We start from the raw sequence: 19,769 nt of genomic DNA, 5'->3' as shown, positions 1-19,769 counted from the left end.
GCTCCGCCTCGCCCTTCTTGCCCCCCTCCCTGGAAGGGAGAGGCTGGGGGTGGGTACTTGCCCGCGATACGGAGGGACCAAGTTCATCGGTGGAAGTATCACCAGGCCCACACCCACCCCTAACCCCTCCCTTCCAGGGAGGGGGATTTGACGACCTCCCCCCGCCGCCGGGTCTTCGAAGGCTTTCGCCTGCGCGAGCTGCGCAAGCGCGCGGGGATCAGCCAGGCAGCCATGGCCGCGCGGCTCGGCATCTCGGTTTCCTATCTCTCGCAGATCGAGAACAACGACCGGCCGATCACCGATATCGTGCTGGTAGCGCTGTCCCGCGAATTCCCGCTCGAGCCGTTCGGTGACGCCGAGTCCAGCACCTCCCTGCTCCGCACGATCGATGCCGCCACCGATGCCAGCGTCCCCGCCGAGCGGATGGAGGAAAGCGATGTCCGGCGCGGCATCGAGCAGCAGCCGCTGCTTGCCCGCCGCATGGTCGCGCTCCACGAAGCCTGGCGCCGCAGCCAGGAACAGCTTCGCGTGCTCGACGACCGCTACGACAGCGGCTCGAGTGATGCAGCCCCGCTCCCCTGGGAGGAGGTACGCGACTGGTTCCAGGCCGAGGGCAACTATATCGACGCCGTCGATCGCTCGGCCGAGACGCTCGCCGGCGACCTCGATCCCGATCGCCCCACCCGGGGACTGGAGGATCGCCTGCGCTGGCACGGCGTGCGCGTGGTCGGCGAGGATGGCGACGGCAGCCAGCTCAGCCGTTTCGATCCGCGCGACCGCACCCTCGCGGTCAACAGCGCGCTTCCGTCAGAGAGCCGTGCCTTCCTGCTTGCGCACCGGCTGGTCCGCTATGAGTTCGAGAATGAGATGCGCCAGGTGGTCGACGACGCGGGCCTGGCCTCGCCCGCTGCTCGAGAACTGCTCAACATCGGCCTGGCCAATTATGCCGCCGGTGCGCTGCTGATGCCCTATGGCGCGTTCAGGGATACCGCGCGCGACGTCCGCCACGACATCGATCGCCTGCGCCAGCGCTTCGGGGTGAGCTTCGAGCAGGCCTGCCACCGGCTCTCGACACTCCAGCGCCCGGGCGCCGCCGGCCTGCCCTTCTTCTTCTGCCGGGTCGATATGGCCGGCAACATCACCAAGCGGCATTCGGCGACGCGCCTGCAATTCGCGGCGCTGGGCGGCGCCTGCCCCCTCTGGGTGGTACATGAGGCAGTGGCGATCCCCGACCGAATCCTGGTCCAGCACGCCGAGATGCCCGACGGCACCCGCTACGTCTCGATGGCGAAGGGTCTGGTGAAGCCTTCGGGCAGCTACGCCCGCCCCTCGCGCCGCTATGCGGTGGCACTGGGTTGCGAGGAGCTGCACGCGGCCGACTTCGTCTATGCCGACGACCTCAAGCCCGGCGGCGCGGCCACACCGATCGGCGCCAGCTGCCGCATCTGCCCGCGCACCGATTGCGACCAGCGCGCCTTCCCGCCCGCCGCCTCCGCCATCGCCATCGATCCGGACCGGCGCAGCGTGGTGCCTTACGCCTTCCGCTAGGCCTCCCGACGTGGCATACCCGATCCACGAAAAAGCCTTGGGAGAGGTAACATGGCCACCGCGCTGGCAAGCAAAGTAATGACCGAAGCCGAGTGGGAGGCGCGCCAGCAGCTCGCGGCCTGCTACCGGGTGTTCGACATGCTCGGCTGGTCCGAGATGATCTACAACCACATCACGCTGAAGGTGCCGGACGAGGAAGGCGCGTTCCTCATCAATCCGTTCGGGCTGCACTTCTCCGAGGTGAAGGCCTCCAACCTCGTCAAGATCGACATCGACGGCAACAAGCTCGACGACTCACCCTATCCGGTGAACCGCGCCGGCTTCGTCCAGCATTCGCTGTTCCACCGCCACCTGCCCGACGCGCATTGCATCGCGCATACCCACACCACGGCGGGCATGGCGGTCGCCAGCGTCGAGGGCGGCCTGCGTCCGACCAATTTCTACGCCTGCAACTTCTCCGGCCAGATCGCCTATCACGACTTCGAGGGCGTGACCGTGCGTGACGAGGAAGGCGAACGCTTGCTCGCGCATCTCGGCGACAAGCGGGTGATGCTGCTCAAGAACCACGGCATCCTGGTGATGGGCCGCACCGTGCCCGAGGCGTTCATCAAGCACTGGTCGCTCCAGCGCGCCTGCGAGATCCAGATCGCCACCGCCTCGATGGGCGAGCCGCTAGTGGTGCCGGACGAAGTCGTGGCAGTGCACCAGCGCGACCTCCATATGGCGCAGGTTCCCGGCGGCCCGGGCGCGGCGGACTTCGCGGCAATGGTGCGGCTGGTGGACCGGACGGACAAGAGCTGGCGGGAGTAGCGCCTTGGGTGTCGGAGCTAGCCGAAGCGGTAGCCCGACACCGTCCATCCCATCACATGGTCTCGGTAATCGCACACCGCCGGCCCCTCGCCGCCCGCGCCGAGCGCGACCATCAGCGGAAGGAGATGCTCCTCACGCGGATGCGCGAAATGGGCGTGGGGCAGCTTGTCCCAGGCAGCGACACGCTCGGCCCGGCGCGCCGGATCGGCATCGGTCACCGCCGCGGTAAGCGCGTCATCCCATTCGTCGGCGACCGGCGTTACCTGCGGCCCGCGGGCGCGCAGGTTGTGGAAGCTCATGCCCGAGCCGACGATCAGCACGCCTTCATCGCGCAGCGGTGCCAGCGCCTTGCCCAGCGCGATATGGTCGGCGGGATCGAGGTCCTTGCGCAGCGAGAGCTGGACGAGCGGGATGTCCGCCCCCGGCACTGCGACCATCATCGGGATGAACACGCCGTGATCCCAGCCGCGCTCCCGCTCCTCGCCCACCGGGAAACCGGCGCCCTCGAGCAGTTCCTTCACCCGCACCGCGACTTGCGGCGAGCCGGGCGCATCCCAGCGCAGGCGATAGGTGTGCTCCGGGAAGCCATAATAGTCGAACAGCAGGGGCTGGCCGTTGCCGGCATGCACCGTGACCTGCTCCTCCTCCCAATGGCCGGAGATCAGCAGGATCGCCCTGGGCTTCTCCGGGAGCGAGTCGATCAGCCCGGCCAGATAGGCCTGCATCGGCTGCCACATCGGATCCGGAGGACCACCATTGGGGTCCATGAAGAAACAGGGGCCGCCGCCATGGGGCACGAAGAGCGTGGGAAGTGTCATGCACTGGATGTCGCGTGCGCCACGGCCCGGCGCAATGCCGGTTTCGGAAACGGCTGGTTTCCCGCTACACCCCTCCCATGACTCGCTTTACCGTCAACAACCAGCCGGTTGCCTACAAGATGGACCCGCGCACGCCCCTGCTCTGGGCATTGCGCGACGCGTCGAACCTCACCGGCACCAAATATGGCTGCGGCACCGGCGATTGCGGCGCATGCACCGTCGATGTCGATGGCACCGCGCGGCTCGCCTGCGAAGTGACGATCGGCGCGCTTGAAGGCACGTTCGTCACCACGATCGAGGGCCTGTCCAAGGATCGCAGCCATCCGGTGCAACAGGCGCTGATCGCCGCCAACGTGCCCCAATGCGGCTATTGCATCCCGGGCGTGGTGATGGCCGCATCCACCCTGATCCGCGCAAACCGCAATCCCAGCGAGTCGGACATCAAGGAAGCGATCCCCAATATCTGCCGCTGCGGCATTTACCCGCGACTGATGGAAGCGATCCAGAATGCCGCCCGCATCGCCCGTGGCGACGCGCCCGAGCCTGCATCGCCACCCGCCGCTCAGGAGGACCAGCCGGCGGAACCCTGAACTATTTCAGATGCTTTCAATAAGCTGACAGATGAATTCAGAGTCATGTCAGCCACTGGGCTTTAGAGAGTGTTTACCCTCGAAGCCCGGCGTGTGTGCCGGTCCAGCGGAGACACTAGATGAAGAAGACCTTGCTCGCGGCGATCATCGCCGCAACTGCTCTGGTCCCGCCGGCACTGGCGCAGGACCGTGGCCGCCACTGGGGTGGCGGCGACCGCAACGGCGGCAATTCGGGCGCCTCGCAGCCCTCTCAGGATCGTGGCGATCGCGGGAACCGCGGTGATCGTGGTGATCGCGGCGGCAACCGTGGTGGCTGGGGCCAGTCCTCGGCCCCGCAGCAGCAGGCGCAACCCCAACCCCAGCAGCAGCCGCGTCGCGACTGGAATGGCGGCGGCAATGTCGGCAACGGCTGGGGCCGTGGCGGCTGGAACCGTGGTGGCGGCCAGCCCGGCGGCCAGCAGGTTTCCCCGCCCCAGGCCCAGCCGCAGCAGCGCTGGGACGGCAATCGCGGCGGCAATGACCGGCGCGACTGGAACCGCGACAATAATCGCGGCGGCCAGTGGGATCGCGGCAACCCGAACTGGAACGATCGCAACCGCGATCGCAACTGGAACAATGATCGCCGCGGCAACGACTGGAACCGCAACAACGATCGCGGCTGGAACGACCGCAACCGCGGCTGGGACAACAATCGCGGCTGGGGCGGCAATCGCGGGAGCTGGAGCAACAGCTGGCGCAACGATCGCCGCTATGACTGGCGCGGCTACCGCACCTCGAACCGCAGCCTCTACCGTCTGCCGCGCTATTATGCGCCGTCGGGCTGGGGCTATGGCTATCGTCGCTTCGGGATCGGCTTCACGCTGAACTCGATCCTGTTCTCGTCGCAATACTGGATCAATGATCCCTATTATTACCGCCTGCCGGACGCGTACGGCCCCTATCGCTGGGTCCGCTACTACAACGACGCCCTTCTGGTCGATGTGGACACCGGCGAAGTGGTCGACGTGATCTACGACATCTTCTGGTAAGCCAGCCCGCATCTTGCCAGACAGAGGAGGCCCGGCCCGCAAGGACCGGGCCTCTTGCTTTTGCAGCCCGCAGGCGCGAATTGGCCGGTGTGAGCAAGCAAGTCGGCAAAGTGTCGGGAACCCCGTCCCCCAATCGCGCGCGCATCGGCCGCGAAGTGGTGGCGAAGCTGGAAGCCAATCCCGCGGTCAAGCGCGCGAAGGTGGAGACCGCGCAGATCTTCACCTATCCCGATTTCCTCAGCGACGCGGACTGCGACATCCTGGTCGGCATGATCGATGAGTCCGCCCGGCCCTCCACGCTGCTCGCGGCGCATGAGGATCCCGAATTCCGCACCAGCAGCTCCACCGATCTCGATCGCTGGGCTGCCGATGTCTGGCGCATCGACGACCACATCGCCAATGTGCTGGGCCTTCCGCCAGCCAATGCCGAAACGCTGCAGGGCCAGCGCTACGCCCCCGGCCAGCAGTTCCGCGCGCATTGCGACTATTTCCACGAAGGCGCGGAATATTGGGAGAAGATGCTAGAATTCGGCGGGCAGCGCACCTGGACCGCGATGATCTACCTCAACGATGTCGAGGAGGGCGGCGCCACCTGGTTTCCGCGCGCCGGCGTCCGCTTCCGCCCGAAAAAGGGGCTGATGCTGATGTGGAACAACATGATGGAAGACGGCACGCCGAACTATGACACGCTGCACGAAGGCATGCGCGTGCTTGAGGGCACCAAATATATCGTGACCAAGTGGTTCCGCGAGAACGCCTGGATCCGCGGCCATGTGCCGACCTACTACGCAGGCGGCGAACAGCGGACTTAAGGTCTAAACTCCCCTCCCTGGAAGGGAGGGGAATAAGAGCTAGACCAGGCCCGCAAACTCCAGCGCGGCGTCCACGGCCTTGCGGCTCGCTTCCCCCGCCGGCGTCATCGGAAGGCGCAGTTCCTCCGGGAAGCCTTGGCGCACGCGGGTCATTGCGTATTTCACCGGGCCGGGCGACGCATCGGTGAACATCGCGATATGCAGCGGATAGAGCCGGTCGTGCAGTTCCAGCGCCAGCGCGTGGTTGCCCGCCGCCCAGGCGGCCTGGAACTCGGCGCAGAGCTTTGGCGCGACATTGGCGGTCACCGAGATGCAGCCCGTGCCGCCCATCGCATTGAACGCCAGCGCCGTCTCGTCATTGCCCGAAAGCTGGATGAAGTCGTGGCCACAGCCTGCACGCTGCTCGGAAACGCGGGCGAGCGCGCCTGTCGCATCCTTCACGCCGATGAACTTGCCCGGAAACGCCTTGACGATCCGCGCCATCGTCGCGGGCTGGATGTCGGTCACGGTGCGACCCGGCACATTGTAGAGCACGATCGGCAGCTCAGCCTTCTCGGCGATCGCCGCGAAATGCTGGAAGATGCCTTCCTGGCTCGGCCGGTTGTAATAGGGCGGGACCATCAGCACCGCATCGGCGCCGGCATCCTGCGATGCCTTCACATTCTCGATCGCGACCAGCGTGTCGTTCGAACCGGCACCGGCGAGCACCGGCACACGGCCTTTCGCCTGGTCGGCACAGACGCGGACGACTTCGAAATGCTCGTCTTTCGGCATCGTCGCGGCCTCGCCGGTGGTGCCGCACGGCACCAGCCCGGCAGAGCCCTCAGCAATCTGCCATTCAACGAACGCACGATAATCTTCATCCGCGAAGATGCCGCTACGGAACGGCGTCACAAGCGCGGGAATGGAGCCGGAAAACATGGTCTCAAAATCTTCCCTAATTCCCCAATTCGGGGCTGGCAGATAGGAGCGACACGCGTATCATGTCCAGTATGCTTGCTCCGCTGCTCAAAAGTGCGTTGCTGTTCGCGGGCGTTTCCGGGCTCGCCGTCTCGTCGCAGCTCACGCAGGAACAGATCCAGTGGTACAAGGTGGCGCTCGAAGCCGGCGTTCCCCGCGTGCCCCCGCCCTATATCCAGGCAGATCAGCTCGGCGACGCGCTGATCGAATGGAAGCGCCTGCAGCAGTCGGACAATTATCCCTTTTCCGACTATGCCAACTTCCTGCTCATGCATCCCGGCTGGCCCGGCGAGAAGAGTCGCCGCGCCGCTGCCGAGACCGTGCTGGAAAGCGGCACATGGGCTCCTGGCCTCGTCATCCGCTTCTTCGAGCGCTTCCCGCCGCTGACCGCCGCCGGCCGAATCCGCTATGCCGAAGCGCTCGCGGCCTCCGGCAAGCGCGCCGAGGCCGAGCAGCAGGCACGCCAGGCCTGGCGTCACGGCGTGCTGCGCCCGCGCGACGAAACCGCGCTGCTCGCCGGCTTCTCGGCCGCGCTCACCCCGCCGGATCATGATGCGCGTATGGACCGGCTGCTCTGGGCAGGCTCGCTCAGCGCGGCGCAGCGCCAGCTCGCCTATGTCTCGCCGGCGATGCGTCCGGTCTTCGATGCCCGCATCGCCTTCCGCACCAAGGCGGCGGATGCCGATGTGAAGGGCTCGAACGCGCTTGCGCTCGGCCGCACCAATCCCGGCTTCATCGCCGATCGCGCGATGTGGTTGCGCGATACCGGCCAGAGCCCGGCGATGCGCGCCTATCTCGCCCAGCCGCGCCAGCTCGCTTCCACGCCCGGCGACGCCGAGGAGTGGATGGAAGTGCTGCTTACCGCGGCGCGCGGCGCCCAGTCGGATGGGCAGTTCAGCCTCGCCTATCAGATCGCCAGCCAGGTCGATGACGCGTTCCCGGCGGGCACCGATATCAGCGCCCAGCCGCTCGGCGAGCGCGACGACTATACCAGCCTCACCTGGCTGGCGGGCACCGTGGCGTTCAACAATCTCGGCCGCAGCCGCGACGCGGTCGGCATGTTCGATCGCTATGGCCATGGCTCGAAGACGCCGACAACCCAGTCCAAGGGCTTCTACTGGGCCGGCCGCGCCGCCGAAGCCTCTGGCGACCAGACCGGGGCGACCAGGTTCTACACCCAGGCCGCCGGCTTCCCCGACGTCTTCTATGGCCAGCTCGCCACCGAGCGGCTCGGCAATCCGCTCAAGCGCCCGCCCGATTTCAACGCACGGGTCGGCGATCCGGCGGTGCGCGATGCCTTCTTCAAGAAGGAGACGGTGCGCGCCGCACAGCTGCTCGGCACGATGGGCAATCGCCAGGACCAGGGCCTGTTCATCCGCCAGATCGCCAATGATGCGACTTCTGACAGCGACCATATCCTCGCCGCCGAGCTGAGCCGCGCGATCGGCCGCCCGGACCTGGGCGTGCTGGTCGGCAAGAGCGCGCTGCAGAACGGCCTGTCGGACTATACCGCGGCGGGCTACCCGACCGTGGCGGTGCCGGCATCGCAGCAGGATTACTGGACGATCGTCCACGCCATCGCGCGCCAGGAAAGCCAGTTCGATCGCGACGCGGTCAGCCATGCCGGCGCGCGCGGGCTGATGCAGCTGATGCCGGGCACGGCCCGCGAGGTCTCGACCAAGCTGGGCATGAGCTACAGCCCCGGCACGCTCAATTCCGATACCGACTACAACATCCAGCTCGGCTCGACCTATTTCCAGCGGATGTACAATCTCTACGGCAGCTATCCGCTGGCGATCGCGGCCTACAACGCCGGCCCGGGCAATGTGAACAAGTGGATCCGCGCCAATGGCGACCCCCGCCTGCCCGGCGGTGACATTGTCCAGTGGATCGAGCAGATCCCGATCTTCGAGACGAAGAACTACGTCCAGCGCGTGATCGAGAACGCCGTGGTCTACGACCTGCTCAACCCCGAGCGCTCGCGCTCGCGCGGGCCGGCGAACACCAGCTGGTATCTGGGCAAGAACAAGCCGGGCTGATAGTCCGGGCGGACGATGGACCGCCCCAACTACATCACCCCCGCCGGCTATGCGACGCTGCGGGCCGAGTATGAGCAGCTCTTCGCCACCGAGCGCCCCGCCCTGGTCGAGACCATCTCCTGGGCCGCCGGCAACGGCGACCGCTCGGAGAATGGCGACTATATCTACGGCCGCAAGCGCCTGCGCGAGATCGACCGGCGGCTCGGCTGGCTGTCGAAGCGGATGAAGGCGGCCAAGGTCGTCGATCCGGCGCAGCAGGAAGACAAGAGCCGCGCCTATTTCGGCGCCACCGTCACGATCGCCGACGAGGACGACAACCACCGCACCCTCACCCTGGTCGGCGATGACGAGGCCGATGCCGCCAGGGGGCTGGTCGGCTGGAACGCTCCGCTCGCCCGTGCCCTGCGCGGCGCCGGGATCGGCGACCTCCGCCGGGTCAGCCTGCCCGCCGGCGAGCGCGAATATGAAGTGATTGCGATCACTTACCCCTAAGGCGCGACGAGTCGCCGCGCCCAAGGATTCCCTCGAATCTGCAAGTTGATACAAGTGCAATCAGGCCGAAGGGTTGCGGCCGGGTAAAATAATGAGCTGGGGATATATGACGGCACAGCGTATCTATGTGTCGGGCCGCGTGCAGCGCGTGGGCTATCGCGACTGGGCGGTGCGTACCGCCAAGCTGCTCGGCGTGAAGGGCTGGGTCCGCAATCTCAAGGACGGGCGGGTCGAGTTGCTCGCCGAGGGCGATGACGAGGCGCTGACCTCGCTTACCGAAGCCTGTCGCGAAGGGCCGCCCCTGGCGGTCGTCGATCATGTCGAGGCCTTCCAGGCGGCGGAGGACAAGCACGCCAAGGGCTTCACCAAGCGCTTCACGGCCTGAGCCACTTCGGAAACGGATGGTTTCCCGGGCGTCGGTTGACCGTTCGGACATGAAGTGAAACATTTCAGCCTCGAAACGGCTCGCAAGGACGCGCGCCGGTCGAGGAGAAAACCTCATGCCCATTCCCGCAAGCTGGTCCGACAAGCTGCTGAGCGTCCTGCGCATCGTCGCCGGTCTCGGCTTCCTGCAGCATGGCCTTTCCAAGTTCTTCGGCGTGCCCCCCTTCCCCTATCCGCTCAACGGCCTGCTCACCGCGGCCGGCGTGATCGAGCTGGTCGGCGGCGCGCTGCTGCTGATCGGCCTGTTCACCCGTCCGGTGGCGTTCATCGCTTCCGGCATGTGCGCGGTCGGCTATTTCCTCGTCCACGCGCCGCAGGGCTTCTTCCCGGCGGTGAACGGCGGCGAGGCGATCATGCTCTACTGCTTCATCTTCCTGTTCTTCGCGGCCGCCGGCGGCGGTTCGTGGAGCGTGGACGCGCTGACCGCCAAGAAGGGCTGATCCGTCCAGGGCCGGCCGTGCAGGACGATTGCCACGGCCGGTGTCCACTTCTCTCAAGGAAGGCGCTATGGACCTCCCATGCGCCTTCCGATGAGTCTCGCCGCTGCCCTGCTCGCCGCCACTGCCGCCCATGCGCAGGACCTGCGCCCGCTCTGCCCGGACCGGCCCGGCCTCGACACGCCCGCCTGCACCGTCGACCAGGGGCATCTGATCGTCGAGAGCGGCCTGGCCGACTGGTCGCTCGACCGCGACGCGAGCCAGCGCACCGACAGTTTCACCTTCGGCGACCTGCTGCTCCGCTACGGCGTCACCTCGAACACCGAAGTCCAGCTCGGCTGGACCGCGCTCGGCACCGTGCGCACCCATGATCGCATCGCCGGCACCGTCACCCACGGTAGCGGCGTGGGCGACACCACCCTCGCCGTCCGCCACAATCTCTCGCATCCCGACGGTTCGGGCTTCGCCGCCGCCATCATGCCCTATGCCAGCCTGCCGACGGGCGGCGCGACGATCGGCGCGGGCGACTGGGGGGCCGGCCTGGTGGTGCCGCTCAGCTACAGCCTGAACGACACGCTGAGCCTCTCGCTTACCCCCGAAGTCGATGCCGCGGTCGACAGCGACCGGCATGGCCGCCATCTCGCCTATGGCAGCGCGGCCGGCATCAGCGCCACGCTGGCAAAGTCGCTGACCAGCGCGCTCGAATTCCAGGCGATCCGCGACGAGGACGCCGCCGGCCACGCCACCCAGGCGCTCGCCAGCCTGTCCTTCGCCTGGCAGCCCCGCTCGAACCTGCAGTTCGACATCGGCGCCGTCGCCGGGCTCAACCATGCCAGCCCGGATGCCGAACTCTATATGGGGATCGCCCGCCGCTTCTAGGCGGCGAACGATCCCCCGGGTGGATCCTCAGGCAGCCACGCTGTGGAGCTGGACCACCTTGCCGCGCGGCGCGGAAGCCGAAGCACCGTCCCCGGTGCGGAAGCGACCGGCCTGTTCGGCCAGGTTGCCGACTTCCTCGGCCAGGTTGCGCGAGGCAGCCGAAGTCTCTTCGACCATCGCCGCATTCTGCTGGGTCGACTGGTCCATCTCGTTCACCGCGGTAACGATCTGGGTGATCGCGGTCGACTGGGCTTGGTTGTCCGCCGCCATGGCGTCGAGCAGCTTGTGGACCGCGCCCACGCCGCCCGAAATCGCCTCCAGCGCCGTGTCCATGCGCTGCACCGCATCGACCGCCGTGCTGACCTCGTCCTGGGTCAGGGTCAGCTGTTCGCGGGCGCGCTTGGCTTCTTCTTCCGCCCGCATCGCCAGCGCCGAGACCAGGTCGGCGACCACCGCGAAGCCACGACCGGCCTCGCCGGCGCGCCCGGCTTCCACCGCGGCGTTCATCGCGAGCACCCGCGTCTGGAACGCGATCTTGTCGAGGCCCTCGATCACGTCGTCGATGCCGCGGGCGCTTTCGCTGACCCGGCCCATCGCCGTGACTGCCTGCTCGGCGAGCGAGCGGCCATCACCGACCACGCGGATCGCCTCATCGGCGCTGCGCACCGTCTCGTTCGCCGCCCGGGCGGTGCCGCGCAGCCGCTCGTCCATCTGGCTGAGCGCAGCCGAGGTTTCCTCGAGGCTGGCGGCATTGCCTTCGGTCCGTCGCGCCAGGTCTTCCGAAGCCTGGGCGATCTCGTGCGAGCCGGTCTGAATCGCCGCCGCGCCTTCGTTGACCGTGGCGATCAGCGTGCGCAGCGCGGTCAGCGCGCTGTTGAAGTTGGTCTTGAGCGTCGCATAGCTCTCCGGGAAGGCCACGCGGATTTCCTCGGTCAGGTCGCCTTCGGCCAGCGCCGACAGCCCCTGGCTCAGCGCCGTGGTGACGATGCGCTGCGTCTCCGCGGCGGCAGCCGCCGCGTCGCGCTCCTTGGCGATCACCGATTCGAGATAGGCATCGACCGCACGGGCGATATCGCCGATCTCGTCAGCCTGGTCGGTATGCGGCACCTGGGTCGTCCCGCTGGAGCGCGCCATGCCATGGATCACCTCGGCCAGGCCCTTGATCGGCGCCACCACCTTGCGGGTGACCATGTAGAAGGCGCCGCCCAGCACCGCGAGCGCAATCAGGCCCAGCGCGACCACGATGCCGGTGGCGACATTGGCCCAGCCCAGCGCATCGGTGGTCACGTCGCTGGCGATGCTGATCTGCATGGTAACCAGCTTGCCGACGGTATCCGAGACCGGATCGACATCGGTATAGAGTTCGGTGGCGACGAACTTGTCGATCCCTTCACGATCGCCGGCACGCAGCATCGCTTCCAGCCGGCCGATGCCGTCATTCGCCTTTGCCATGGCGTCTTCGGCCTGCTTGGCCAGCGCTTCCTCGTCGGGCGTCGCATCGGTCGCGGCATAGCGCTTCCAGGCCGCATCGAGATCGGTCTTGCCCTTCTGGATATTCTCCAGTGCCTGCGCGTAGCTGATATTGCCGTTGCGCGCCTTGTGCGCCGCATCGACGATGTGCACCGCATAGCTGTCCGCGACGAGCTTGAGGTCCTTCAGCGGGATCACGCGGTCCGCAAGCACCGTGTGCAGCGCCTGGCGGCTGGTGGCCGCGGACCAGGAAAAGCCTGCGATGACGGCGCCGAGCACGACCCCCAGCATCACCAGTGCGGAAAGCAGCTTCTGCTTCAACGTCATGGTTGAACTCCGAAAAATAAGATGTTTCTCGGAATTTATAGGAATCCTTACGGCTCTAGCTCTGTTGCGAAACATTTCTGAAACGAGAAATCCGGGCCTTCGCCGGTCGTGCAACCTCCGGAAAATCCGTATTTTACGTATTAACGCAACGGCTTGCGCTGGATCACTACCGGCATGCCGTTCGTGTCGTTTTCGAAGCCGGCAATCTGGAATCCGTGACGCAGATTGAGCAGGATCATCGGATTGTTCGCCGCCCGGGTACGGGTCTCGGCGAAGCGATAGCCGAGCATGGCGGCATCCGCATGCTGCCGTCGCATCAGCTCGGAAGCCACGCCCCGCCCCCGCAATTCGGGCACCACGCCGCCCAGCCAGCTGTAGAGCAGCGCATCGCCGCGCCGATAGCTGAGCTTGAACCCCTTCCAGCTGCCATTCTCGATCGCCAGCCAGAGCAGCGGGTCCTCCAGCCGCGCCAGCCGGTCGAGCAGATACCCATCCGTGAAATCGGGGAAGACCGCATGGCACAGATGCAGCAAGGGCGCGGCGGCATCTGCCACCGCGCCCTCGAAGCGTTCATAAGTGATCGGCACGCCGATCAGCGCGTCAGCTTCTTGTAGGCCAGTGCGGTCGGACGATCGGCGGCATCGCCCAGGCGACGGCGCTTGTCTTCCTCATAGGCTTCGAAATTGCCCTCGAACCATTCGACATGGCTGTTGCCTTCGAAGGCGAGGATGTGCGTGGCGAGACGATCGAGGAAGAAGCGATCGTGGCTGATGACCACGGCGCAGCCCGCGAAATTCTCGATAGCCTCTTCCAGCGCGCCCAGCGTTTCGACGTCGAGATCGTTGGTCGGTTCGTCGAGCAGCAGCACGTTGCCGCCCTTCTTGAGCATCTTGGCGATGTTGACGCGGTTGCGCTCACCGCCCGACAGCTTGCCGACATTCTTCTGCTGGTCGGCGCCCTTGAAGTTGAAGGCACCCACATAGGCACGGGTCGAGGCGTCGTGGCCGTTGACCTTCATGTAATCCAGGCCGTCCGAGATCTCTTCCCAGACATTCTTGGTCGGGTCGAGGTGATCGCGGCTCTGGTCGACATAGCCCAGGCGCACGGTCGAGCCCATCTCGATGGTGCCGGTGTCCGGGGTCTCCTGGCCGGTGATCATCTTGAACAGCGTCGACTTGCCGGCGCCGTTCGGGCCGATCACGCCGACGATGCCGCCGGCGGGCAGCGTGAACGAGAGGTTCTCGAACAGCAGCTTGTCGCCGTACGCCTTGGAGATGTTCTCCACTTCGATCACCTTGCCGCCCAGGCGCTCGGGCACCTGGATGACGATCTGGGCCTTGCCGGGCGCGCGGTTCTGCTGCGCTTCGACCAGCTGGTCGAACTTGGCGATACGCGCCTTCGACTTGGTCTGGCGACCCTTCGGGCCCTGGCGGATCCACTCGAGCTCGTCCTTGATCGCCTTCTGGCGACCGGACTCCTCGCGGTCCTCCTGCTCGAGACGCTTGGCCTTCTTCTCAAGATAGGTCGAGTAGTTGCCCTCGTACGGGAAGTACTTGCCGCGGTCGATTTCCAGGATCCAGCCGACGACATTGTCCAGGAAGTAGCGGTCGTGGGTGATCATCAGCACCGCGCCGGCATATTCCTTGAGGTGGTTTTCCAGCCACTCGACGCTCTCGGCGTCGAGATGGTTGGTCGGTTCGTCGAGCAGCAGGATCGACGGCTTCTGGATCAGCAGGCGGGTAAGCGCGATGCGGCGCTTCTCACCGCCCGAAAGGTTGGCGACTTCCCAGTCCGACGGCGGGCAGCGCAGCGCTTCCATCGCGATCTCGAGCTGGTTGTCGAGCGTCCAGCCGTCGACCGCGTCGATCTTCTCCTGGAGCGTGCCCATCTCTTCCATCAGGGCGTCGAAATCGGTGTCGTCCTTGGGATCGCCCATCTCGGCCGAGATCGCGTTGAAGCGATCGACCATGTCGGCGACTTCGCGGGCGCCGTCCTTGACGTTCTCGAGCACGTTCTTCGTCGGATCGAGCTCGGGCTCCTGCGGCAGGTAGCCGACGGTGATGTTCTCACCCGGCCAGGCCTCGCCCGAGAAGTCCTTGTCGATGCCTGCCATGATCTTCATCAGGGTCGACTTGCCGGCGCCGTTCGGGCCGACGATGCCGATCTTGGCACCCTGGTAGAATTGCAGGTTGATGTTGTTGAGCACCGGCTTGGGAGCGCCGGGGAAGGTCTTGGTCATGTCCTTCATGACGAAGGCGTATTGGGCGGCCACGTGGCGGTCTCCGTTCGCAGGTCTGGATATGCAGGAAGTTTGGCGGCGATGTAGCGAGCGGACGGTCAATTGGCAACGCGGGCGCGTCGGAACGCCCCGCTTGCAATGTAGGATATCCTCTGCTGCCCTCCGGCGGGCAGCGGCGGCACTGATTCAACCGATCAGGTTGCGTGCCGGCCGCACGTGTAAACGATTCAAGGGATTCAACGAATTGGTCAACCAGCTGGTTGAATATCGGCCCGTGACGGCATCGGAAATGCCGTGGAAACCGTCGGCGCATTGCCGAATGTTTCGGGGGCGGTTAGCGTCGCCGGCCATGACCAAGCGCACCCTGCTCGCGGCCGTCGCCGCCCTCGCCCTGCCCTTCCCCGCTCTGGCCCAGAGCGCCGCGCACGATCCCGTGGCGCTGCGCGACGCCGCCTTGAGCGACAATCTCGCCTGGGAGATCACCGAGGGGCTTACCACCGAAGTCGGCCAGCGCCTCGCCGCGACCGAGGCCGAGGCGCGGGCGCGTGCCTGGGCGGTGAAGAAGCTCACGGCGCTCGGCTTCAAGAACGTCCATATCGAGACGTACAAGATGCCGCTGTGGGAGCGCGGGATCGAGACCGCCGAAGTGCTGGGCGGCGCCGCGCAGAAGCTCGCCATCGCGGCGCTCGGCAATTCGGGCTCGACGGGTCCGAAGCCGATCGAGGCCGAAGTCGTCGCCTTTGCCACGCTCGCCGATCTCCAGGCGGCGCCTGCCGCGGCGGTGAAGGGCAAGATCGTCTATGTCGGCAATTCGATGACGCCGACGCAGGATGGCTCGCAATACGGCTATTTCGGCGGCGCCCGCCGCGCGGGGCCGAGCATTGCGGCGAGCAAGGGCGCCGCGGCGATCCTGATCCGCTCGATTGGCACCGATTATCATCGGAATCCGCACACCGGCGTGACAAGCTGGGCCGCAGGTGTGAATCCCATCGGCGCCGCCGCCCTCAGCCTCCCGGATTCCGATCAACTCGAGCGGCTGCTCAAGCGCGGGCCGGTGAAACTGCGCGTGCAGATCACCGCGGGCATGAAGGGTGAGGCCGAATCGGGCAACGTCATCGCCGATGTTCCGGGCAGCGATCCTTCGGCCGGGATCATCCTGATCGGCGGCCATCTCGACAGCTGGGATCTTGGCACCGGCGCCATTGACGATGCCTCGGGCGTGGCGATCACCACTGCCGCCGCCAAGCGGATCATGGACGCCGGCCAGCCGAAGCGTACGATCCGGGTCGTCTGGTTCGGCGCGGAGGAACCGGGTGGCTTTGGCGGCGCGGCCTATGCCAAGGCGCATGCGAACGAGCGCCATGTCCTGGCGCAGGAATCGGATTTCGGCGCCGACCGCGTCTGGAAATTCGAGGTAAACCTGCCCGCGGGCGCCAAGTCGATCGCCGATCGCCTCGCCACCGTGCTTGCGCCGCTCGGCATCTCGCGCGGACGCGGCACCGCGCATGGCGGCACCGATGTCGGGCCGGTAATCAATACCGGTGTCGGCGTGGTCGATCTTTCCCAGTCGGGCCTGCGCTATTTCGATTATCACCACACGCCCGACGACACGCTCGACAAGATCGATCCGGTGCAGCTGCGCCAGAATGTGGCAGCCTGGACCGCGATGCTCGCGGTGACCGCCAACGCTCCCGAGGATATCGGCCCGATCCCCAAGGGTGAGGGCGAGTGAGGGAACCGAATGGCGGGCCCACTCATTGATGGCCGCTAACTGGCAAGATTTAGGCAAAAAAATGTCCTAAATTTTGCCAGTGGGTGAATTTGCGATTGACGCAAACGCAACGACCGCTATGCCAACGGTTCGCGACGGCTAATCGGGCCGGATGCGAAACGTTTGAGTTCCTTTAGGAGCACCACATGAAGAAGATCCTCATTGTTGCTGCGACCGCCGGCCTGATGTCGCTCGCGGCTTGCGGTGGCGCCACCACCAACACCACCGCCGAGAACGTCGCTGCGGACGCTGCTGCGAACGCCGCTGCCTATGAGGCCGCTGCCGACAACACCACCAACGCCGCTGCCGAGGCCGTTCTCGAGAACGCCGCGAACGTGGAAGAGAACAAGGCCGACGCCGCCGAGGCGAACGCCCACTGATCTCTGTTCGGCACCCGGCCTCTGGTCGGACCGAGAGATAGAAGGACGCTCCCGCAAGGGGGCGTCCTTTTCCGTTTGGGCCCATCGCGCGCTCCGCTATGCCGGTGCGGATGTGGGGGGAGGATTGAGAATGGGCGCAGTCACGACCAGCTTTGCCGAACAGCCAGCCAGGCCGCAGCGCTGGTGGCAAATGCTCTATGTCCAGGTACTGATCGCCATCGCGGCGGGCGTGCTGGTCGGCGCGATCTGGCCCGCATTCGGCGCATCGCTGGAGTGGCTGGGCATCGCCTTCGTCAACCTGGTCAAGATGATCATCGCGCCGGTCATCTTCCTTACCCTGGTCACCGGCATCGCCGGCGCCCGCGAGCTGGGCTCGCTCGGCCGGGTGGTGATCAAGGCCCTCGCCTATTTCCTGTTCTTCTCCACGCTGGCCCTGATCCTCGGCCTGATCGTCGCCCATCTCGTCCAGCCCGGGGCGAGCATGCATATCGATCCGCACAGTCTGAGCGAGGCCAAGGTGATTGGCTTCGAGAAGCAGGCGCACGAGACGACGGTCCAGGGCTTCCTGCTCGCAATCATCCCCACCACCCTCGCCTCCGCGCTGACGAGCGGCTCGATCCTGCAGGTATTGTTCGTGGCCATCCTGTTCGGCGTGGCGCTGGCGGGGCTCGGCGAACGCGTCCGCCCGCTGGTTGACCTGGTGGAGCAGCTCGGCACCGTCGTGTTCCGCCTTGTCGCGATCCTGATGCGTGCGGCGCCCGTCGGCGCGTTCGGCGCCATGGCCTTCACCATCGGCAAGCACGGCCTGGGCGCGCTGTGGAACCTCGGCGGCCTGGTCGCGACCTTCTATGCCACCTCGGCGCTGTTCGTGCTCGTCGTCCTAGGCATCGTCGGCTGGCTGGCGGGCTTCTCGATCCTCAAGCTGCTGCGCTACCTCAAGGCCGAGCTCCTCCTCGTCCTCGGCGCCTCCTCCTCCGAAGCCGCCCTGCCCGCGCTGATCGACAAGCTCGAGCGCGCCGGTTGCGACAAGGAAGTGGTCGGCGTGGTCGTGCCCGCCGGCTATTCGTTCAACCTCGACGGCACCAACATCTACATGACGCTGGCCGCGCTGTTCATCGCCCAGGCCACGGGCGTGCACCTGTCGCTGGGCGAACAGCTGATCCTGCTCGGCACCGCGATGCTCACTTCCAAGGGTGCAGCCGGCGTCACCGGCGCCGGCTTCGCGACGCTGGCGGCGACGCTGATGGTCGTGCCCTCGATCCCCGTGGCAGGCATGGCGCTGATCCTCGGCGTCGACCGCTTCATGAGCGAATGCCGCAGCCTGACCAACTTCATCGGCAACGCCGTGGCGACGATCGTGGTGGCGCGCTGGGAAGGCCGGCTCGACCGCGACGCGCTGCAGCGCGCGCTCGACGGCAAGGCAGACAGCGGTCCGGCGCGGGTCGCAGCCGAAACGGATCCGGACTGAAATCCGGAAAAATGGTCGGGGAGACAGGATTCGAACCTGCGACATCCTGCTCCCAAAGCAGGCGCGCTACCAGACTGCGCCACTCCCCGACGCGGATCGCGGCCCTAGGGCCTTGGGGCCGGGCACGCAAGCAGTTGCTGGTGGGCCCGGCAGGACTTGAACCCGCAACCTAGCCGTTATGAGCGGCCAGCTCTAACCAATTGAGCTACAGGCCCCCAGCAAGACGGCCCTAGCGGAACCTCAGGCCGGCCTGCAAGCCGCCGCGACAATCTCGTCCACAGATGCCGAGCGCACCCCCAGCCTGTCGAGCAGCGCCAGCACCTCGTCCCACCACCGCAGGAACGCCGCCAGATCGGCTTCGGTCCGGACATAAGGCGTATGACCGGGCTCTACCGATGGAGAATGGAAGGCGAAGTTCAGCAGCCGCAGCCCCTCACCCACCGCGACCCGTATCGCTTCCTTGGCCTCGCCGAGCGGCATGTCCTCGGGCGTCAGCGCGACACGCGAGAGAAGCCCAAGCCGGGACGCTACGCCGATGCCATGCGGCAACCGCCCCAGCCCGCGGTGCAGCGCCGCCCCGCCCCGCCGCATTCGGCCGGTGAACACCGTGGTGAACGGCAGCTCGATCAGCGAACCGATCCGGAAGGCATCATTCGGCACCGCCGAGAAATCAGGACCGCCCTCGTCCGAATAATCATAGGCCGAGCGCATCGAGCTATCGATCCGATAGCCAAGCTCGGCCAGAAGCGCCGGCGTATCCGGCCCGATCCCATAGCGCCCCGCACGATAGACAAGCGGCCGGCGCCCGGCTGCACGTTCCACGGCTTCGGTGAGCGCCACCAGCTTGGCCCGCTGCAGCTCGAGCGGGAGATTGCCGGTGAAGCTGTTGAACCCGTTCACGTCCTCGACATGCGGAGGATTGACCCAGGGATGAAGCTGCGTGCCGATCGCGGAACGCCCGTCACGGATCACTTCGCGCAACACCTCGATCGCGAGCGGCGAGGTCGCGATCGGATAGTCGATCAGATAGGTTAGCGCAGCGCCCGCCGCCGCGAACCGGGCATGCACCGGCGGCAGGGCGGCCATATGGCGCGTGCCATCCGCATCGGCGCTGAGCGGCGCCCCCCAGTCAAACTCTTCCTCGGTGTCGACGAAGATGGTGAAGCGGGTGCCGAAATCGTCCGGCCACTGCACGCGCGCATCCGGAACGGGCGCAGGCACGCGATAGCCGCTGCCCTGCTGGTCCCCGTTCCCCAT

The 19,769-nt window shown here is 66.4% G+C and carries 19 protein-coding genes and 2 tRNA genes; 13 read left to right on the top strand and 8 right to left on the bottom strand.

What is annotated here, in order from left to right; genetic code table 11:
• Positions 1-147: 147 nt before the first annotated feature.
• Both AAHM44_RS14160 and AAHM44_RS14155 read left to right on the top strand, forming a co-directional pair.
• Positions 148-1,548, top strand: coding sequence for a helix-turn-helix domain-containing protein (locus AAHM44_RS14160; protein WP_342250386.1), 1,401 nt, complete (start codon positions 148-150; stop codon positions 1,546-1,548).
• A gap of 51 nt (positions 1,549-1,599) precedes the next feature.
• Positions 1,600-2,358, top strand: coding sequence for a class II aldolase/adducin family protein (locus AAHM44_RS14155; protein ID WP_269575104.1), 759 nt, complete (start codon positions 1,600-1,602; stop codon positions 2,356-2,358).
• A gap of 17 nt (positions 2,359-2,375) precedes the next feature.
• Here AAHM44_RS14155 and AAHM44_RS14150 read toward each other — a convergent pair whose 3' ends face one another.
• Positions 2,376-3,176: a DODA-type extradiol aromatic ring-opening family dioxygenase gene (locus AAHM44_RS14150; RefSeq protein WP_269575103.1), complete on the bottom strand. Its 801-nt coding sequence runs from the start codon at positions 3,174-3,176 to the stop codon at positions 2,376-2,378.
• 77 nt (positions 3,177-3,253) lie between these two features.
• Here AAHM44_RS14150 and AAHM44_RS14145 point away from each other — a divergent pair, with 77 nt between their 5' ends.
• From AAHM44_RS14145 to AAHM44_RS14135, 3 genes are all read left to right on the top strand, one after another.
• Positions 3,254-3,766 (top strand): (2Fe-2S)-binding protein, encoded by a 513-nt coding sequence (locus AAHM44_RS14145; RefSeq protein WP_269575102.1) that lies wholly within the window; start codon positions 3,254-3,256, stop codon positions 3,764-3,766.
• Positions 3,767-3,885: 119 nt separating this feature from the next.
• Positions 3,886-4,794 (top strand): RcnB family protein, encoded by a 909-nt coding sequence (locus AAHM44_RS14140; protein ID WP_269575101.1) that lies wholly within the window; start codon positions 3,886-3,888, stop codon positions 4,792-4,794.
• Between the two features lie 89 nt (positions 4,795-4,883).
• Positions 4,884-5,606 (top strand): prolyl hydroxylase family protein, encoded by a 723-nt coding sequence (locus AAHM44_RS14135; protein WP_184166754.1) that lies wholly within the window; start codon positions 4,884-4,886, stop codon positions 5,604-5,606.
• Between the two features lie 39 nt (positions 5,607-5,645).
• Here AAHM44_RS14135 and dapA read toward each other — a convergent pair whose 3' ends face one another.
• The gene (gene dapA, locus AAHM44_RS14130; RefSeq protein ID WP_269575099.1) at positions 5,646-6,527 is read right to left on the bottom strand and encodes a 4-hydroxy-tetrahydrodipicolinate synthase; all 882 of its coding nucleotides are present in this window, start codon (positions 6,525-6,527) and stop codon (positions 5,646-5,648) included.
• Between the two features lie 71 nt (positions 6,528-6,598).
• Here dapA and AAHM44_RS14125 point away from each other — a divergent pair, with 71 nt between their 5' ends.
• The 5 genes from AAHM44_RS14125 to AAHM44_RS14105 all read left to right on the top strand — a co-directional run bounded on the left by AAHM44_RS14125 (position 6,599) and on the right by AAHM44_RS14105 (position 10,857).
• Positions 6,599-8,605, top strand: coding sequence for a transglycosylase SLT domain-containing protein (locus AAHM44_RS14125; protein WP_269576439.1), 2,007 nt, complete (start codon positions 6,599-6,601; stop codon positions 8,603-8,605).
• A gap of 15 nt (positions 8,606-8,620) precedes the next feature.
• On the top strand, positions 8,621-9,097 hold the full coding sequence (greB, locus tag AAHM44_RS14120; protein ID WP_269575098.1) for a transcription elongation factor GreB: 477 nt from the start codon (positions 8,621-8,623) through the stop codon (positions 9,095-9,097).
• Positions 9,098-9,188: 91 nt separating this feature from the next.
• Positions 9,189-9,482 (top strand): acylphosphatase, encoded by a 294-nt coding sequence (locus AAHM44_RS14115; protein ID WP_269575097.1) that lies wholly within the window; start codon positions 9,189-9,191, stop codon positions 9,480-9,482.
• A 115-nt stretch (positions 9,483-9,597) separates the two neighbouring features.
• The gene (locus AAHM44_RS14110) at positions 9,598-9,981 is read left to right on the top strand and encodes a DoxX family protein (protein WP_269575096.1); all 384 of its coding nucleotides are present in this window, start codon (positions 9,598-9,600) and stop codon (positions 9,979-9,981) included.
• Between the two features lie 78 nt (positions 9,982-10,059).
• A complete protein-coding gene (locus tag AAHM44_RS14105) occupies positions 10,060-10,857 on the top strand; it encodes a transporter (RefSeq protein WP_269575095.1) in 798 nt (265 codons plus the stop codon).
• A gap of 27 nt (positions 10,858-10,884) precedes the next feature.
• Here AAHM44_RS14105 and AAHM44_RS14100 read toward each other — a convergent pair whose 3' ends face one another.
• The 3 genes from AAHM44_RS14100 to ettA all read right to left on the bottom strand — a co-directional run bounded on the left by AAHM44_RS14100 (position 10,885) and on the right by ettA (position 14,926).
• Positions 10,885-12,654, bottom strand: coding sequence for a methyl-accepting chemotaxis protein (locus AAHM44_RS14100; RefSeq protein ID WP_269575094.1), 1,770 nt, complete (start codon positions 12,652-12,654; stop codon positions 10,885-10,887).
• A 140-nt stretch (positions 12,655-12,794) separates the two neighbouring features.
• Positions 12,795-13,241, bottom strand: a complete 447-nt coding sequence (locus tag AAHM44_RS14095; RefSeq protein WP_269575093.1) for a GNAT family N-acetyltransferase — start codon at positions 13,239-13,241, stop codon at positions 12,795-12,797.
• Between the two features lie 5 nt (positions 13,242-13,246).
• Positions 13,247-14,926 (bottom strand): energy-dependent translational throttle protein EttA, encoded by a 1,680-nt coding sequence (gene ettA / locus AAHM44_RS14090; RefSeq protein ID WP_184166778.1) that lies wholly within the window; start codon positions 14,924-14,926, stop codon positions 13,247-13,249.
• 316 nt (positions 14,927-15,242) lie between these two features.
• Between ettA and AAHM44_RS14085 the strand changes: the two genes are divergently transcribed.
• From AAHM44_RS14085 to dctA, 3 genes are all read left to right on the top strand, one after another.
• Positions 15,243-16,625, top strand: coding sequence for a M20/M25/M40 family metallo-hydrolase (locus AAHM44_RS14085; RefSeq protein WP_342250385.1), 1,383 nt, complete (start codon positions 15,243-15,245; stop codon positions 16,623-16,625).
• Positions 16,626-16,810: 185 nt separating this feature from the next.
• Positions 16,811-17,044, top strand: coding sequence for a hypothetical protein (locus tag AAHM44_RS14080; protein ID WP_269575091.1), 234 nt, complete (start codon positions 16,811-16,813; stop codon positions 17,042-17,044).
• 130 nt (positions 17,045-17,174) lie between these two features.
• Positions 17,175-18,512 carry a C4-dicarboxylate transporter DctA gene (dctA, locus tag AAHM44_RS14075; RefSeq protein ID WP_342250384.1) on the top strand — a complete coding sequence of 446 codons (1,338 nt, stop codon included), beginning with the start codon at positions 17,175-17,177 and terminating at the stop codon, positions 18,510-18,512.
• A gap of 12 nt (positions 18,513-18,524) precedes the next feature.
• Here the strand turns inward: dctA and AAHM44_RS14070 are convergent.
• The 3 genes from AAHM44_RS14070 to AAHM44_RS14060 all read right to left on the bottom strand — a co-directional run bounded on the left by AAHM44_RS14070 (position 18,525) and on the right by AAHM44_RS14060 (position 19,769).
• Positions 18,525-18,601: transfer RNA gene (locus AAHM44_RS14070), tRNA-Pro, on the bottom strand.
• A 49-nt stretch (positions 18,602-18,650) separates the two neighbouring features.
• Positions 18,651-18,727: transfer RNA gene (locus AAHM44_RS14065), tRNA-Ile, on the bottom strand.
• A gap of 25 nt (positions 18,728-18,752) precedes the next feature.
• Complete coding sequence (locus tag AAHM44_RS14060; protein WP_269575089.1) at positions 18,753-19,769, bottom strand: polysaccharide deacetylase family protein; 1,017 nt, start codon at positions 19,767-19,769, stop codon at positions 18,753-18,755.

Source organism: Sphingomonas sp. OTU376 (assembly GCF_038440415.1).
GTDB lineage: Bacteria > Pseudomonadota > Alphaproteobacteria > Sphingomonadales > Sphingomonadaceae > Sphingomonas > Sphingomonas kyeonggiensis_A.
The sequence above is the reverse complement of the archived record's forward strand: the minus strand, read 5'-3'. Positions and strand labels throughout refer to the sequence as shown.